The sequence below is a fragment of the Pseudomonas sp. QE6 genome, from assembly GCF_041379005.1.
GTDB lineage: Bacteria > Pseudomonadota > Gammaproteobacteria > Pseudomonadales > Pseudomonadaceae > Pseudomonas.
On sequence record NZ_CP166873.1, the window covers coordinates 2,426,327 to 2,442,417 of the forward strand.

Genomic DNA, 16,091 nt, shown 5'->3' on the forward strand with positions numbered 1-16,091 from the left:
CCTCAGAACAGGGGTTCGAGAACGCCCAGCGGCAGCGGGACATCCAGGGTGCGGTCGAACAGCAGGTACAGGCCGATGGCGAGCAGCGTCGCGGTGACCACGCTGGCCACCGGGCGGCCGCCGTAGATCAGGGCGATGAAGGTGCCGACCAGGGCGCTGGCCGGGATGAAGCCCAGCGGTTCGAAGAGGCCGGCATAGACCACCAGCAGGGCAACGCAGAGCACCACCTTGGCCAGCAACGCGCCTTCCAGCGCGGGTTCGTCTTCCTCGCGCTTGATCGGCGTCGGACGGACGATCAGCCAGGCCAGGCCGGCGGCCATCAGACCCAGGCAGAGCAGGGGGTAGGCGCGCGGGCCGACCGGTTCGTAGGAGAAGGGCGCCTGGTAGTTCCAGGCGATCAGGGCGAAGGCGACGCAGGCGAGCAGCCAGGCGCCGGCGAACAGCCGCTGGAAGAGGCTGGTTTGCGACATGGGATGACTCCTTGCGTCGGCGACCTTGGGCGGCCGCCGACGCCGCGCGGGGCGTTACTGGATGAGGCCGAACTCGCGGGCGAGCTGCTTGTACTGGGTGACCTGCTGCTTCACGTAGGTATCCAGCTCCGGCCCGGTCATGGCGAAGGGGAACAGCTCGCGCTGGTCGCGCAGCTTGGCGAAGTCTTCCGAGGCCAGCAGCTTGTCGAAGGCGCCTTTCCAGAATGCGTAGTCCTCGTCGCTCACCTTCGGGCCGACGTAGAAGCCGCGCACCACCGGCCAGACGATGTCGTAGCCCTGTTCCTTGGCGGTGGGGATGTCGGTCATGCCTTCATCCTTCAGGCGCTCCTCGGCGAATACCGCCAGCAGGCGCATCTTGCCGGCGCGGATGTGTGGCATGGAGTCGGAGATGTCGGTGCTGCCGACCTGGATGTGCCCGCCCAGCAGCGCCGTGGCGATCTCACCGCCGCCTTCCAGGGCGACGTAGCGTAGTTGCTTGGGGTCGATGCCGGCGGCCTTGGCGATCAGCGCGGTCTGCATCCAGTCCTGGCTGCCGACGGTGCCGCCGGAGCCGATCACCACCTTGCTCGGGTCGGCCTTCAGTGCCGCGACCAGATCACCGAGGTTCTTGAACGGCGAGTCCGCCGGCACCGCGATGGCGCCGTAGCTGGTGCCTACCGCCGCCAGCCACTTCACCGCGTTCTCGTCGAAGCGGCCGAACTTGCCCTGGGCCAGGTTCAGCAGCGAGCCGCTGGAAAAGGCGGTGATGGTGTTGCCGTCGGCCGGTCGCTGGGCGACCACCGCGTTGTAGGCCACGGCGCCAACGCCGCCGGGCATGTAGGTGACGCGCATCGGCTTGGACAGCAGCTTCGAATCCATCAGGGCGCTCTGCGCCAGCTTGCAGGTGAGGTCGAAGCCGCCGCCGGGGGAGGCCGGGGCGATGCATTCCGGGCGCTTGGGCTCGGCGATCAGGCTACCGGCGAACAGCAGGGTGGCGCCGGCGAGGGTCAGGTTGCGCAGGACGGTGGACATGGGGCAATTCCTCTCTTGTTGTTGGTTTACCAGATCGCCAGGGAGTAGCTGAGGTAGATACGTGTCTCGTCGGCGTCCCGCGCGAAGCTCGAACGGTAGGTGGCGTTGCGCACGCGCACGGCTACGTCCTTGAGCGGGCCGCTCTGGATCACGTACTTGATGTCGGTGTTGCGTTCCCATTCCTTGCCGTGGCCGTCCATGCCATTGATTCTGGCATCGTCGCCGCTGACGTAGCGATTCATCAGGGTCAGGCCGGGAATCCCGAGGCCGGCGAAGTCGAAGTCGTGGCGCAACTGCCAGGAGCGTTCCTCGGCGTCGGCGAAGTCGCCGACCTGGACGAAGTTCACCAGGTACGGGTTGCTGCCGTCGATGTAGGGGAAGGCGGTGTCGCCGTTCATCTGCTGCCAGCCGAGGCTGAGCTTGTTGGCGCCCAGGGCGTAGCCGAGCATGCCGTTGAAGGCGCGGTTGTCGATCTCCCCGCCACGGGCTGCGCCCTGGTCATCGCTGAGCGCCAGGCGCAGGTCGGCGCTGAGTTTTCCGGGGCCGATCGGGTAGCTGGCGAGCAGGCCGACGAAGTGCTGACGATAGACGTCGTCCAGGGAGGCGTAGTGGTAGCGGCCGGTTAGATGGTCGGTGAGTTTGTAGTCGCCGCCGGCCAGGTCGTAGTGGTTGCCTTCGGCGCTGCCGCCGGAAAAGCGCTTGTTCTTGTTGTTCAGCGCCAGGTCCTGCCAGTCGGTGGAGTCGCGGTCCCTGGCCTTCTCCAGGCGGCCGCCGGTGAAGTCGAGGCCGGGCAGGTCGGTGGAGTTGAGCAGGCCGCCTTCGAAGGTCTGCGGGAACAGGCGGCTGTCGTTGGGTTGCAGGGTCGGCAGGTCGGGGATCAGGCTGCCGATCTTCAGCTCCGTCCTGGAGACCTTGAACTTGGCGGTCAGGCCGAGCTTGCTGTACTCGTCGGCGGCGCGGCCGTCGTCGTGGGTCGGCAGCAGGCCGGTGCCGGTGCGGTCGGGCGAGGAGTCGAGCTTCAGGCCCAGCATGCCCATGGCGTCGAGGCCGACGCCGACGGTGCCGGGGGTATAGCCGGACTGGAAGTCGAGGATGAAGCCCTGCGCCCATTCTTCGCGCTTGGACTGGCCGCTGCCATCGCGAAAATCACGGTTGAAATAGATGTTCTGGGCGCTGAGCCTGGCGCTGCTGTCTTCGATGAAACCTGCGGCATCGCACAAGGGGGCGACACCGGCGAAGGCCAGCACGGCGCTCGCGTGGGCAGGGGACAGGCAGGGGAAAAACGGCTTGCGGACAGCCAGTGCAGCCTGGGGCTGGGCAGTGGTCATCTGTGGTCTCCGGTTCTTGTTGTTGTCACGAAAGGGCACCACGCCGCCTTTCGCTCTGAGCAGTCTTCGCCGCTTGGGGGCGATGCTAACGGGCTAAGCTTTCACCAGGCTTTCAGTTCCCTTTCGCAGTGTTTTCAGCGAATTTCCCCCATTCACAGCGGCTTGCGGATGGGTAAACTGCCGGCCAGATCCTGTAGCCCCGAGGGGTAGAAGCGCGTGCGAATCCTCCTGGTCGAAGACCATCCCCAACTGGGCGAAAGCGTCGCCCAGGCGCTCAAGGGCGCCGGCTGGACCGTGGACCTGCTGCAGGATGGCGTAGCCGCGGACCTGGCCCTGGCCAGTGAGGATTACGCCCTGGCGATCCTCGATGTCGGCTTGCCGCGGCTGGACGGTTTCCAGGTGCTGGCGCGCCTGCGCGAGCGCGGCAAGACCCTGCCGGTGCTGATGCTCACCGCCCGTGGCGAAGTGCGCGATCGCGTGCATGGGCTGAACCTGGGCGCCGACGACTACCTGGCCAAGCCGTTCGAGCTGACCGAGCTGGAAGCCCGGGTAAAGGCCCTGCTACGGCGCAGCGTGCTCGGCGGTGAACAGCAGCAGCGCTGTGGCGAGCTGGTCTATGACCTCGGCGCGCGGCGCTTCACCCTGGCCGACCAGGCGATGAACCTGACCTCCCGCGAGCAGGCCGTGCTGGAGGCGCTGATCGCCCGGCCGGGGCGGGTGATGAGCAAGGAGCAACTGGCTGCCCAGGTGTTCGGCCTGGACCAGGATGCCAGCGCCGATGCCATCGAAATCTACGTGCACCGCCTGCGCAAGAAGCTCGAAGGCAGTTCGGTGCGCATCGTCACCTTCCGTGGCCTGGGCTACCTGCTCGAGGCGCAGGATGGTTGAGCCGCGCCGCTGGCGCTTTCCCGGCGCCGGCAGCCTGCGCGGACGACTGCTCTGGCGCTTGGGCGGCATGCTGCTGGTGCTGCTGCTGATCGGCAGCGCGGTGACCTACTCGCGTGCCCGCCACGCCGCCGACATCGCCTACGACCGCACCCTGCTGGCCTCGGCGCGTGACATCGCCGACGGGCTCTACGCCAGCGACGGCACCCTGCGCGCCAACGTGCCCTATGTGGCGCTGGACGCCTTCGAGTACGACAGCGCCGGCCGCATCTTCTACCAGGTGATCGACCCTCAGGGACGGATGATCTCCGGTTACGAGAGCCTGCCCGCTCCCTCACCGGATACGCCGCGCACCGATGACTACCCGGCGCTGGCCAAGTTCTACGACGCCCAGTACCAGGGCCAGGGCGTGCGGGTGGTCAGTCTGCTGCAGCCGGTCAGCCAGCCGACGGTCAACGGCATGGCGGAAATCCGCGTGGCGGAAACCCTGGGCGCCCGCGAGCGGCTCGCGCGCAACCTGCTGGGCGACACCCTGTTGAACCTGGCGCTGTCGGCCATCGCCGCGCTGCTGATGGTCTGGTACGCGGTGAGCGCCGGCCTGCGCCCGCTGGATCGCCTGCGCGCGGCGGTGGAGGAGCGACAGCCGGATGACCTTCGGCCATTGCCGGTGGTGCGGGTGCAGCGCGAGTTGCGTCCGCTGGTGGCGGCGCTCAATCACTTCACCGTGCGCCTGCGCGGGCTGTTCGACCGGCAGTCGCAGTTCATCGCCGAGGCGTCCCACGAACTGCGCACGCCGCTGGCGGCGCTCAAGGCGCGGCTGGAACTGGGCCTGCGCGAGCAGGACCCGCAGCAATGGCGCGCCACCCTGGTGGACGCCGTGCAGAACACCGATCGGGTGACCGGGCTGGCGAACCAGTTGCTGTCCCTGGCGCGGGTCGAAAGTGGCGCGCGCGCCATCGCCGAAGGGGCGGGGGAGGACATCGATCTCAGCCAGCTGGCGCGGGAGCTGGGCCTGGCGCTGGCGCCGCTGGCCTACGCGCGGGGCGTCGCGCTGGCGCTGGAGGCGGACGATCCGGTGTGGGTGAAGGGCGATCCGACGCTGCTCAACGAGTTGCTCAGCAATCTGGTGGATAACGCCATTGCCCATGCTCCGGCGGACGGCAACGTGATCATCCGCGTACTGTCGCCGGCCGGCCTGGAAGTGGAGGACGACGGCCCGGGGATTCCGCCGGAGGAGCGCGACAAGGTGTTCCGCCGTTTCTATCGCCGCCGCCAGCAGGGTACTGGGCTGGGATTGGCCATCGTCGGCGAGATCTGCAGCGCACATCGCGCGCGTATTGAACTGGCGCAGGGCGAGCTGGGTGGTTTGCTGGTGCGGGTGAGCTTCCCGACGGAAAATGCCTGAGCCAGAAACACGAAACCCGCCAGATCTGGCGGGTTCCGTTATCGGGCGGGTGCATCGCGGACGGCGCAAGGGCGCCCCGGTTTCGTTACTGCAGCATGCTCATCGCGGCTTCCATCGCCGCCGAGAGGTCTTCGTCTTCCTTGAGGCTGGCGTTGGGGTCCAGGCCGAGCTTGGCGAAGGCCGGGATGCTGCTCCAGTCCAGCTCGGTGAAGGGGTGATTGCTGCCCAGGTAGCTCTGCAGGGTGGCGACCTGGACGATGTCCACATAGTCGACCTTGACCGAGTCGCGGTTGAAGTCCAGGTGCTGGCCCGGCACCGAGGCTATCGGCGCGGGGAAGTCCCAGGCCTTGAGGATGCGGTCGCCGATGATCGGATGGATGCGCTCGATCACATGGTTGAGGCTGATGGAGTCGGCCAGCAGCTCGCTGTGCTCCTCGGCGTAGGTGAGGATCGGCAGCGCACCGATCTGGTGCACCAGGCCGGCGAGGGTGGCCTGGTCCGGCGCCAGTCGGGTGTAGTGACGGCACAGGGCGTGGCAGATGCCGGCGATCTCGGTGCTCTTGTTCCAGACTTCGCGCATCTTGCGGTCGACCACGTCGGAGGTGGCCTGGAACATCTGTTCCATGGCAAGGCCGGTGGCCAGGTTGCAGGTGTAGTTCATGCCCAGGCGGCCGATGGCCATCTGCAGGTCGGTGATTTCCTTGGTGGTGCGCAGCAGCGGGCTGTTCACCACCTTGATGATGCGCGCGGTCAGCGCGGCATCGTTGCCAATCACCTTGGAGAGATCCTGGATGCTGCTGTCCGGGTCTTCCGCCGCCTCGCGCACGCGCAGGGCGACTTCCGGCAGCGTTGGCAGCACCAGTTCATCGTTCTCGATGGCCCGCAGCAGATCCTGTTGTACTTTGTCGGCAAGCTTGCTCATGGCACTTCCTGATTGGGTCTGATGACGCTTCTTGATGAGTCGTGTTGCCGGGCAACCCGTAGGGACGAGCTGCATTTTGCACGGCGGCGCATGACGCGTCGGTTAGGTGGATCACCAAATGGTATTTCTCACACCTTGCCTTGTGCCGGGCTCCCCACCCGGCAGCGTTCAGCGCTGAATCTCGCGGTCGCTGTCCAGGGTGTAGGGCAGGTCCAGCAGGCGCAGGGGCTGGCCTTCGGCCTCGCCCAGGCGCACGCGGCCATCGGTCACGGCGTCGTCCTGCAGCACGGCCAGCAGCTCCACGCCTTGTGCGGCGCGGGCGGCCAGTACCACTTCGCCGACGCTGGTGCTGTGCACCGGCGAGAACAGTTCGCGGCCCGGTTCCGGCAGTTCGTCGCCGTCCAGCTGCAGGCGGTGCAGGCGGCGCTTGAGGCGGCCGAGGTACTGCATGCGCGCGACGATTTCCTGGCCGGTGTAGCAGCCTTTCTTGAAGCTCACGCCGCCGACGGCCTGCAGGTTGATCATCTGCGGAATGAACAGCTCGCGGGTACTGCCGAACACCTGGCCAACGCCGGCGCGGACCTGGCCGAGCAGCCAGTCGTTGAGGCTGCCCTGTGCCAATCGGGCGTCCAGCCGCTCGCGCAGCTCGGAGGCGCGTGCTGCCGGTACCCAGAGTTCGACGCGACCATGGCCGAGGCCGATGGCGATCAGGCCGTCATGGCGCGCCACCTGATCGGCCTGGCCGTTCAGCGTCAAGCCCAGCTCGGCGAGCAGGGCATCGGCGCCGTAGAGTCCGAAGCGCGTCCACTGGGCGCTGTCGTCCGACAGGCTGGCCTTGGAGAACACGGCGTACTTCTTGAGGTCGGCGAGCTGGCTTTCCAGCAGGTCACGGGCCATCGCCAGCAGGTAACCATCGGCTTCGGCGACGATGCGGAAGCTGGAGGTCATGCGCCCCTTGGGGGTGCAGCGAGCGCCGAGGCTTGCGGTTTCGGCATCCAGGTAGCTGAGGTTGCAGGTCAGCTGGCCCTGGAGGAATTTGGCGGCGTCCACGCCGCGCACGGCGAGAATCCCTTCGTGATCGAGTTCGGTGAAGGAAGCGGAGGCAGTCATCACGATTCGCTGGAAGAAAGTTAGGGGCCTCATGATAGAGCCCGGACCGAGGCTTGTCAGCGGGTGCCGGGAGCCGGGCCGCATGCGTATAATGCCGCTCGGCTCGCGCCGGCCCGTGGCGGTGCGAGCGATCCGATGTAATCGCCCGCTGTTATTCGAGGTACCTGCAGATGACCGACGAAATCGAACTCAAACGCCTGTTCTGGCACAGCCGCCGCGGCATGCTGGAGCTGGACGTGCTGCTGGTGCCTTTCGTGCAGGAGGTCTATCCCGGCCTGCCGGCGGAGGACCAGGCACGCTTCCGCAAGCTGCTGGAGTGCGAGGACCAGGACATGTTCGGCTGGTTCATGCAGCGCGGCGAGCCGGAAGATGCCGACCTGCGCCATATCGTTCGCATGATCCTGGACCGTGTCCAGCCGAAGTGACCCCTTCGAATGCCGCTGGCGACCGTCCATCGGGTTGCTGGCGGCCTATCTCGGTGCGCAGTCGCTCGCCGTCCTGGCGCTGCTGTTCGCCGCCATTCCCGTTTCCCTGAGTCTGCTCGGCCTGCTGGCCTGTGCGCTGCACGCGTGGTACGTCCTGCCGCGCCAGGTGTTGCTGCGCTCCGCGGCGTCCGTGCGCGCCCTGCGCCACGGTGCGGAGGGTTGGCAGCTATGGAGCGAGCGTGATGGCTGGCAGCCGGTGCAGTTGGCGCCGGACAGCCTGGCGCTGCCGGTGCTGGTCGTGCTGCGTTTCCGCCGTCCCGGCCAGTGGCTGGCGCGCAGCGTCTGCGTGCCGGCCGATGCCCTGGCGCCGGACATGCACCGGCGCCTGCGCGTGAGGCTGCGCTTCAGCCGCAATAGGTGGGCGGCGCCAGGATAGTGTCGCGGGCTTCGGGCAGCAGGTCCGGGTAGTCGAGGGTGTAGTGCAGGCCGCGGCTCTCGTGGCGCTGCATGGCCGAGTTGATGATCAGCTCGGCTACCTGGGCCAGGTTGCGCAGCTCGATCAGGTCGCGGCTGACCTTGTAGTTCGAATAGAATTCGTCGATCTCGTCCAGCAGCAGGCGCACGCGGTGCTGTGCACGGGCCAGGCGCTTGTTGGTGCGCACGATGCCGACATAGTCCCACATGAAGCGCCGCAGCTCGTCCCAGTTGTGCGCGATGATCACGTCTTCGTCCGAGTCGGTCACCTGGCTGGCGTCCCAGCCGGGCAAGGCGGCGGGGGCGGGCGCACGGTCGAGCTTGGCGACGATGTCGGCGGCGGCGGAGCGTGCATAGACGAAGCATTCCAGCAGGGAATTGCTCGCCATCCGGTTGGCGCCGTGCAGGCCGGTGAAGGTGGTTTCGCCAATGGCGTAGAGGTTCGGCACGTCGGTGTGGCCGTGCTGGTCGACCAATACGCCGCCGCAGGTGTAGTGCGCCGCGGGCACTACCGGGATCGGCTCGTGGGTGATGTCGATGCCGAAGTCCAGGCAGCGCTCGTAGACCGTGGGGAAGTGCTCGCGGATGAACTCGGCCGGCTTGTGGCTGATGTCCAGGTAGACGTAGTCGATGCCCAGGCGCTTCATCTCGTGGTCGATGGCGCGGGCCACGACATCGCGCGGCGCCAGTTCGGCGAGGGGGTGGAAGCGTTGCATGAAGCGCTCGCCGTTGGGCAGGCGCAGCAGGCCGCCTTCGCCGCGCAGGGCTTCGGTGATCAGGAAACTCTTGGCCTGCGGGTGGTACAGGCAGGTCGGGTGGAACTGATTGAATTCCAGGTTGCCGACCCGGCAGCCGGCGCGCCAGGCCATGGCGATGCCGTCGCCGGAGTTGCCGTCCGGGTTGCTGGTATAAAGGTAGACCTTGCTGGCGCCACCGGAGGCGAGCACGGTGAAGCGCGCACCGAAGGTGTCGACCTCGCCGGTGTTGCGGTCCAGCACGTAGGCGCCCAGGCAGCGCTGGCCCTTCATGCCGAGCTTGCGCTGGGTGATCAGGTCGACCGCGACCCGCTGCGCCAGCAGTTCGATGTTCGGCCGCTGGCGCGCCTGCTCCAGCAGGGTATTGAAGATGGCGGCGCCGGTGGCGTCGGCGGCATGAATGATGCGCCGATGGCTGTGGCCGCCTTCGCGGGTCAGGTGGAATTCGAAGCCGCCGTCCTCGCGCCCCGGTTCGTGGTCGCGAGTGAAGGGCACGCCCTGTTCGATCAGCCACTGGATGGCTTCGCGGCTATGCTCGACGGTGAACTTCACGGCGTCTTCGCGGCACAGGCCGGCGCCCGCGACCAGGGTGTCCTCGACGTGGGACTCGACGGTGTCGGTGTCGTCCAGCACGGCGGCAACCCCGCCCTGGGCCCAGAAGGTCGAGCCCTGGGACAGTTCGCCCTTGCTCAGGACGGCAATGCGCAGGTGCGCCGGCAGCGTCAGGGCGAGCGTCAGGCCAGCGGCCCCGCTGCCGATCACCAATACATCATGCTGGAAGTGCTGACCCATGTCCGGCTCCACCAAAAAGGCGCCCTAGTATATAGAAGGGTGTCACGGCACAATACTGGCGAACCGATGACACCGAAGGCGCCTGCAGCGTACGGCAGTCGCAGGGCGGGCTCCAAGGGGCTCCCGCTCATGCCGTGAAACCAGGCGCCTTGGCGTTGCATCGTGGGTGACGGATCGTGGCAAAACGCCGGAACTTTTTTAGTCGTTCCGGTTCCAACCCGAAATACCTTAAGTCGCTTTCGCGCAGGCTTGGACTGCGCGGAGAGGGTGCGGGTGTTTCGCCCGATACAGTTGAATTCAGCGGGCTTCGGACGCATGTCTGGGTCCGGTTGCCGCCACTGTGAAAAAACTGTGCGGCGCATGCTTGGAGGGGAGAACTTTTGCAGACGTCCCGAGTCTATCTTGGCAGGACGATTCACCAGGGTGCTCGAAGCTCCTCCAGGTTCGTAGAGGAGCATTCATGCTAACCCAGGAACAGGATCAACAACTGGTTGAACGGGTACAGCGCGGAGACAAGCGGGCATTCGATCTGCTGGTGCTGAAGTACCAGCACAAGATTCTCGGGCTGATCGTGCGTTTCGTGCATGACGCCCAGGAAGCCCAGGATGTCGCACAGGAAGCATTCATCAAGGCGTATCGCGCCTTGGGTAACTTCCGAGGTGACAGTGCCTTTTATACCTGGCTGTACCGTATTGCCATCAACACCGCGAAGAACCACCTGGTGGCGCGCGGTCGGCGTCCGCCGGACAGCGATGTCACTGCGGAAGACGCGGAGTTCTTCGAGGGCGACCATGCCCTGAAGGACATCGAATCGCCGGAAAGAGCCATGCTGCGGGATGAGATCGAGGAAACAGTCCATCGCACCATTCAGCAGTTGCCCGAGGATCTGCGCACGGCATTGACCCTGCGTGAGTTCGAAGGCTTGAGTTACGAAGATATCGCCACCGTGATGCAGTGTCCGGTGGGAACGGTCCGCTCACGGATCTTCCGTGCGCGGGAAGCGATCGACAAAGCTTTGCAGCCTTTGTTGCATGAAGAAGTCTGAATACAGCGGCAACAGCCAAGAGAGGTACCGCTATGAGTCGTGAAGCCCTGCAGGAGTCGCTGTCCGCTGTTATGGATAACGAAGCGGATGAGCTTGAGCTGCGGCGAGTGCTTGCAGCCTGCGGCGAGGACGCCGAATTGCGGGCCACCTGGTCCCGTTATCAACTGGCCCGTGCGGTGATGCACCGGGAGCCGGCACTGCCAAAGCTGGATATCGCTGCCGCCGTGTCCGCCGCTCTGGTCGATGAAGCCGCGCCGGCGCCGAGCAAGCCCAATCCCTGGCGTAACCTTGGCCGCCTGGCGGTCGCCGCGTCGGTAACCCTGGCCGTGCTGGCCGGTGTTCGCCTGTACCACCAGGACAGCGGTGTCGCCAACGGCCTGGCCCAGCAGGCCCCTGCCACCCAGCAGATCGCTCTGCCGCAGGTACAGGGTCCGGCGGTTCTGGCAGGCTACACTCAGGACGAGGCGCCGCAGGTGATCACCAATGCCCGGGGTGGGCAGACCACCTGGCATGAGCAGCGTCTTCCGGGTTATCTGCGCCAACATGCGCAACAGTCCGCCGTAAACGGTACTGACAGCGCTCTGCCTTACGCACGCGCCGCGAGCCTGGAAAGCCGCTGATTTTGCGACCTTAAGGAGCGACATGCGCGCGACGACAGCACTGCTGTTCATCCTCGGCGGTCTGCTGGCTTTGCCAGTCCAGGCCGCCGATGCGTTGGACTGGATCAAGCGCCTCTCCGAGGCGGATCAGCAACAGAATTTCCAGGGCACTTTCGTCTACGAACGCAGCGGCACTTTCTCGACGCACGATGTCTGGCATCGGGTCGATGCCGATGGTTCGGTGCGCGAGCGCCTGGTGCAGGCCGACGGGCCGCGCCAGGAGGTCGTGCGGGTCGATGGCGCCACCCGCTGCGTGGGTGGCGGTATGGCCGGACAGGTGTCGGTGGGCGAGCTCTGGCCTTCGCACAAGCTGAACCCGCAGGAGCTGTCCTCCTGGTATGACATCCGTGTGGCGGGCGAGTCGCGTGTCGCCGATCGCCCGGCCGTTGTGCTCGCGGTGCTGCCGCGTGATCAGCACCGCTACGGCTTCGAGCTCCATCTGGACAAGGAAACCGGCCTGCCGCTCAAGTCCCTGCTGCTCAACGACAAGGGGCAGATCATCGAGCGCCTGCAGTTCACCCGTATCGATCTCACGGCGCCTGACGATGCCGAGCTGCAGCCGACCTCGAGCTGTCAGCCGGTCAAGGAGCTCAAGAGTGCCGGCGTGAAAACCGGCTGGCATTCGGAGTGGGTTCCTCCGGGATTCACCCTCAACAGCACCCTGCAGCAACGCAGTCCGGTCTCGAACGACCAGGTGCTCTGCCTGGCCTACGGGGATGGGCTGGCGCGTTTCTCGGTGTTCCTCGAGCCGCTGCATGGCGCCAAGGTCGATGATGCGCGCACTCAGTTGGGCCCGACGACAGTGGTATCCCGGCGTTACGCCAGCGACGATGGCGGCACCATGGTGACCGTGGTCGGCGAGATACCCAGCGGTACGGCCGAGCGGGTGGCGCTGTCCATGCGGCCGGCGGGAGCCCGGCCGGAGTGATCGAGGAGCGGGGGAGGGTGGTAGCGGTCGAGTCCGGAGTGGTCTGGGTCGAAACGCTGCGCCGCTCCACCTGCTCGGGATGTTCAATGAACGCCGGCTGCGGCCAGGGTATCCTGGGGCGGTTGGGTGTCGGTAACCGGCGTGGTCTCGTGCGCGCCTTGTCTTCGCTGAATCTGGCGCCTGGCGACGAAGTCGTGTTGGGCGTGGGCGAAGACCTCCTTCTGAAGAGTGCCCTGCTCTTCTATCTTTCCCCTCTGCTCGGACTTTTCGCGCTTGCACTACTGGCGGCGCGGCTCGGTTTCGGGGAACCTCTGGTCATTGCGGCCGGGCTTGCGGGATTCCTGCTGGCCTGGCTGCTCATGCGTCGCCTGGGGCGACGCCATTCGGATGATCCGGCGATGCAACCGGTTGTGCTGCGTGCGCTGGTCGGTGGGCCGTTCGGCCCGGTTTAGTGTCTTTCCCAATCAACATCACGGGAGCTGTAGTCAATGCAAACCCTGAAACGCAGCATGGCTGCGCTGATTGCCCTGCTGGCCCTGAGCCTGTCGGTCACTGCGCGCGCCGAACTACCGGATTTCACGCCGCTGGTCGAGAAGGCGTCGCCGGCAGTGGTCAACATCAGTACCACGCAGAAGCTTCCGGATCGCTCCAGTGCCCAGATGGGCATTCCGGACCTGGAAGGCCTGCCGCCGGGCCTGCGCGAATTCTTCGAGCGCAGCATTCCCCGTGGTCAGGGCCAGGCGCCCCGTGGCCAGCAGCGCGAGGCGCAGTCCCTGGGTTCGGGTTTCATCATTTCCGATGATGGCTACATCCTCACCAACAACCATGTGGTCGCTGACGCCGACGAGATCCTGGTGCGTCTGTCCGACCGCAGCGAGCACAAGGCCAAGCTGGTGGGCGCCGATCCGCGCAGCGACGTCGCCGTGCTGAAGATCGAGGCCAAGAACCTGCCGACCCTCAAGCTGGGTGACTCCGACAAGCTGAAGGTGGGTGAGTGGGTGCTGGCCATCGGTTCGCCGTTCGGCTTCGACCATTCGGTGACCGCCGGTATCGTCAGCGCCAAGGGCCGCAGCCTGCCGAACGAGAACTACGTGCCGTTCATCCAGACCGACGTGGCGATCAACCCGGGCAACTCCGGTGGCCCGCTGCTGAACCTGCAGGGCGAGGTCGTGGGTATCAACTCGCAGATCTTCACCCGTTCCGGCGGCTTCATGGGGCTTTCCTTCGCGATCCCAATCGATGTGGCAATGAACGTCGCCGATCAGCTGAAGAAGGCCGGCAAGGTCAGCCGTGGCTGGCTGGGCGTGGTGATCCAGGAGGTGAACAAGGATCTGGCCGAGTCCTTCGGGCTCGAGAAGCCGTCCGGCGCCCTGGTGGCGCAGCTGGTCGAAGACGGCCCGGCGGCCAAGGGCGGCCTGCAGGTGGGCGACGTGATCCTCAGCCTGAATGGCCAGACCATCAATGAATCGGCCGATCTGCCGCATCTGGTGGGCAACATGAAGCCGGGCGACAAGGCGACCCTGGAAGTCATCCGCGACAACAAGCGCCAGACCCTGAACATGACCATCGGCAACCTGCCGGACGAGGATGACGAAGTCGCCGCTGTCGAGGGCAAGGGCGCCGAGCGCAGCAGCAACCGCATGGGTGTGACCGTGGCGGAACTGACTGCCGAGCAGCGCAAGTCGCTGGATATCAAGGGCGGCGTGGTGATCAAGGAGGTCCAGGGTGGTCCGGCGGCGATGATCGGCCTGCGCCCGGGGGATGTGATCACCCACCTGAACAACCGCGCGGTGGATTCGTCCAAGACCTTCTCCGAGATCGCCAAGTCTCTGCCGAAGGATCGCTCCATCTCCATGCGCGTACTGCGCCAGGGCCGTGCGAGCTTCATCACCTTCAAGCTCGCCGAGTAAGCTCGGCACCGAAAAAGGGCGGTCTTCACCGCCCTTTTTCATGCCTGACCGTCCGGCGCAGGCGTGGCGGACGGTGCGGGATTCAAGTAAACTCCCCGGCTATTTTTCGGCGGATTGCCGCCTTCAGCCTTTCGAGTGTGTTCAGCCGTGAGTGACCTGAGTCATATCCGCAATTTCTCCATCATCGCCCATATCGACCATGGCAAGTCGACGCTGGCTGACCGCTTCATCCAGATCTGCGGCGGCCTGTCCGACCGCGAGATGGAGGCGCAGGTCCTCGACTCCATGGACCTGGAGCGTGAGCGCGGCATCACCATCAAGGCGCACAGCGTCACCCTTCACTACAACGCGAAGGACGGCAAGACCTACCAGCTGAACTTCATTGACACCCCCGGCCACGTCGACTTCACCTATGAAGTCAGCCGCTCGCTGGCGGCCTGCGAAGGCGCGCTGCTGGTGGTGGATGCCGGCCAGGGCGTGGAGGCGCAATCGGTCGCCAACTGCTACACCGCCATCGAGCAGGGCCTGGAAGTCATGCCCGTGCTGAACAAGATGGACCTGCCGCAGGCCGATCCGGACCGCGTGAAGGACGAGATCGAGAGCATCATCGGCATCGACGCCACCGACGCCGTGGCCTGCTCGGCCAAGAGCGGCATGGGCGTGGAAGACGTGCTGGAGCGTCTGGTCAGCGCGATTCCCGCGCCCGAGGGCGAGATCGAGGCACCGCTGCAGGCGCTGATCATCGACTCCTGGTTCGACAACTACCTGGGCGTGGTCTCCCTGGTGCGCGTCAAGCATGGCCGCGTCAAGAAAGGCGACAAGATCCTGGTGAAGTCCACCGGCAAGATCCACCAGGTGGACAGCGTCGGCGTCTTCACCCCGAAGCACACCGAGACTCCGGACCTCAAGGCCGGCGAAGTGGGCTTCATCATCGCCGGTATCAAGGACATCCTGGGCGCGCCGGTGGGCGATACCCTGACCCTGTCCAACACCCCGGACGTGGAAGTGCTGCCGGGCTTCAAGCGCATCAAGCCGCAGGTCTACGCCGGCCTGTTCCCGGTCAGCTCCGATGACTTCGAGGACTTCCGCGAAGCGCTGCAGAAGCTGACCCTGAACGACGCCGCGCTGCAGTACGAGCCGGAAAGCTCCGAGGCTCTGGGCTTCGGCTTCCGCATCGGCTTCCTCGGCATGCTGCACATGGAGATCATCCAGGAGCGCCTGGAGCGCGAATACGACCTGGACCTGATCACTACCGCGCCGACCGTGATCTTCGAGATCGTGCAGAAGAACGGCGACATCCTCTATGTCGACAACCCGTCCAAGCTGCCCGACCTCTCGTCCATCGACGAGATGCGTGAGCCGATCTGCCGCGCCACCATCCTTGTGCCTCAGGAGCACCTGGGCAACGTCATTACCCTGTGCATCGAAAAGCGCGGCGTACAGCGCGACATGCACTTCCTCAGCGGCCAGGTCCAGGTGATCTACGATCTGCCGATGAACGAAGTGGTGCTGGACTTCTTCGATCGCCTGAAGTCCACCAGCCGCGGCTATGCTTCGCTGGACTACAGCTTCGATCGCTTCGAGCCGGCCAACCTGGTCCGTCTCGACGTACTGATCAACGGCGAGAAGGTCGACGCCCTCGCCCTGATCGTCCACCGCGACAACGCCCCCTACAAGGGCCGTCAGCTGGTGGAGAAGATGAAAGAACTGATTCCGCGGCAGATGTTCGACGTCGCGATTCAAGCGGCCATCGGTGGGCAGATCATCGCCCGTTCGACGGTCAAGGCGCTCAGGAAGAACGTGCTGGCCAAGTGCTACGGTGGTGACGTGAGCCGTAAGCGCAAGCTGCTGGAGAAGCAGAAGGCCGGTAAGAAAAGGATGAAGCAGGTCGGTAGCGTGGAGATTCCGCAGGAAGCCTTCCTCGCTGTGCTCAAAGTGGACAGTTGAACCC

16 protein-coding genes are annotated in these 16,091 nt (G+C 65.7%); 10 read left to right on the forward strand and 6 right to left on the reverse strand.

The window, feature by feature from the left end; all coding sequences use genetic code 11:
* Positions 1–2: 2 nt before the first annotated feature.
* From ACAW63_RS11145 to ACAW63_RS11155, 3 genes are read right to left on the reverse strand one after another with little or no spacing between them, the layout of a single operon-like run.
* Complete coding sequence (locus tag ACAW63_RS11145) at positions 3–470, reverse strand: tripartite tricarboxylate transporter TctB family protein (protein WP_371233677.1); 468 nt, start codon at positions 468–470, stop codon at positions 3–5.
* A gap of 54 nt (positions 471–524) precedes the next feature.
* Positions 525–1,502 carry a tripartite tricarboxylate transporter substrate binding protein gene (locus ACAW63_RS11150; RefSeq protein WP_275610528.1) on the reverse strand — a complete coding sequence of 326 codons (978 nt, stop codon included), beginning with the start codon at positions 1,500–1,502 and terminating at the stop codon, positions 525–527.
* A gap of 26 nt (positions 1,503–1,528) precedes the next feature.
* On the reverse strand, positions 1,529–2,830 hold the full coding sequence (locus tag ACAW63_RS11155) for an OprD family porin (protein WP_371233678.1): 1,302 nt from the start codon (positions 2,828–2,830) through the stop codon (positions 1,529–1,531).
* Between the two features lie 216 nt (positions 2,831–3,046).
* On the opposite strand from ACAW63_RS11155, the gene ACAW63_RS11160 reads away from it, so the two are divergent.
* On the forward strand, positions 3,047–3,718 hold the full coding sequence (locus ACAW63_RS11160; protein WP_275610530.1) for a response regulator: 672 nt from the start codon (positions 3,047–3,049) through the stop codon (positions 3,716–3,718).
* Positions 3,711–5,120, forward strand: coding sequence for a sensor histidine kinase (locus ACAW63_RS11165; RefSeq protein ID WP_371233680.1), 1,410 nt, complete (start codon positions 3,711–3,713; stop codon positions 5,118–5,120). Before ACAW63_RS11160 ends, ACAW63_RS11165 begins: the two co-directional genes overlap by 8 nt.
* Positions 5,121–5,205: 85 nt before the next feature.
* Here the strand turns inward: ACAW63_RS11165 and ACAW63_RS11170 are convergent, their stop codons facing one another.
* Both ACAW63_RS11170 and ACAW63_RS11175 read right to left on the reverse strand, forming a co-directional pair.
* Positions 5,206–6,042 carry an HDOD domain-containing protein gene (locus tag ACAW63_RS11170; protein ID WP_275610532.1) on the reverse strand — a complete coding sequence of 279 codons (837 nt, stop codon included), beginning with the start codon at positions 6,040–6,042 and terminating at the stop codon, positions 5,206–5,208.
* Between the two features lie 168 nt (positions 6,043–6,210).
* Positions 6,211–7,152, reverse strand: coding sequence for a folate-binding protein YgfZ (locus ACAW63_RS11175; protein ID WP_371233682.1), 942 nt, complete (start codon positions 7,150–7,152; stop codon positions 6,211–6,213).
* Between the two features lie 170 nt (positions 7,153–7,322).
* Here ACAW63_RS11175 and ACAW63_RS11180 point away from each other — a divergent pair, with 170 nt between their 5' ends.
* Positions 7,323–7,577, forward strand: coding sequence for a succinate dehydrogenase assembly factor 2 (locus ACAW63_RS11180; protein WP_275610534.1), 255 nt, complete (start codon positions 7,323–7,325; stop codon positions 7,575–7,577).
* The gene (locus tag ACAW63_RS11185) at positions 7,561–8,013 is read left to right on the forward strand and encodes a protein YgfX (RefSeq protein WP_371233684.1); all 453 of its coding nucleotides are present in this window, start codon (positions 7,561–7,563) and stop codon (positions 8,011–8,013) included. The genes ACAW63_RS11180 and ACAW63_RS11185 overlap by 17 nt, the downstream gene beginning before the upstream one ends.
* On the opposite strand, the gene nadB is transcribed toward ACAW63_RS11185, so the two are convergent.
* The gene (gene nadB, locus ACAW63_RS11190) at positions 7,982–9,598 is read right to left on the reverse strand and encodes an L-aspartate oxidase (RefSeq protein ID WP_371233685.1); all 1,617 of its coding nucleotides are present in this window, start codon (positions 9,596–9,598) and stop codon (positions 7,982–7,984) included. The genes ACAW63_RS11185 and nadB overlap by 32 nt on opposite strands.
* Positions 9,599–10,058: 460 nt before the next feature.
* Between nadB and rpoE the strand changes: the two genes are divergently transcribed.
* The 6 genes from rpoE (at position 10,059) to lepA (ending at position 16,087) form a co-directional block, all read left to right on the forward strand.
* Positions 10,059–10,643: an RNA polymerase sigma factor RpoE gene (rpoE, locus tag ACAW63_RS11195; RefSeq protein ID WP_015476086.1), complete on the forward strand. Its 585-nt coding sequence runs from the start codon at positions 10,059–10,061 to the stop codon at positions 10,641–10,643.
* A 32-nt stretch (positions 10,644–10,675) separates the two neighbouring features.
* Positions 10,676–11,263 (forward strand): sigma-E factor negative regulatory protein, encoded by a 588-nt coding sequence (locus ACAW63_RS11200; RefSeq protein WP_371233686.1) that lies wholly within the window; start codon positions 10,676–10,678, stop codon positions 11,261–11,263.
* Between the two features lie 22 nt (positions 11,264–11,285).
* Positions 11,286–12,230, forward strand: coding sequence for a MucB/RseB C-terminal domain-containing protein (locus ACAW63_RS11205; protein ID WP_371233688.1), 945 nt, complete (start codon positions 11,286–11,288; stop codon positions 12,228–12,230).
* Positions 12,227–12,682 carry a SoxR reducing system RseC family protein gene (locus tag ACAW63_RS11210; protein ID WP_371233690.1) on the forward strand — a complete coding sequence of 152 codons (456 nt, stop codon included), beginning with the start codon at positions 12,227–12,229 and terminating at the stop codon, positions 12,680–12,682. Before ACAW63_RS11205 ends, ACAW63_RS11210 begins: the two co-directional genes overlap by 4 nt.
* A 36-nt stretch (positions 12,683–12,718) precedes the next feature.
* A complete protein-coding gene (locus ACAW63_RS11215; RefSeq protein WP_371233692.1) occupies positions 12,719–14,140 on the forward strand; it encodes a DegQ family serine endoprotease in 1,422 nt (473 codons plus the stop codon).
* Positions 14,141–14,287: 147 nt separating this feature from the next.
* Complete coding sequence (gene lepA / locus ACAW63_RS11220) at positions 14,288–16,087, forward strand: translation elongation factor 4 (protein ID WP_275610541.1); 1,800 nt, start codon at positions 14,288–14,290, stop codon at positions 16,085–16,087.
* Positions 16,088–16,091: the final 4 nt, after the last annotated feature.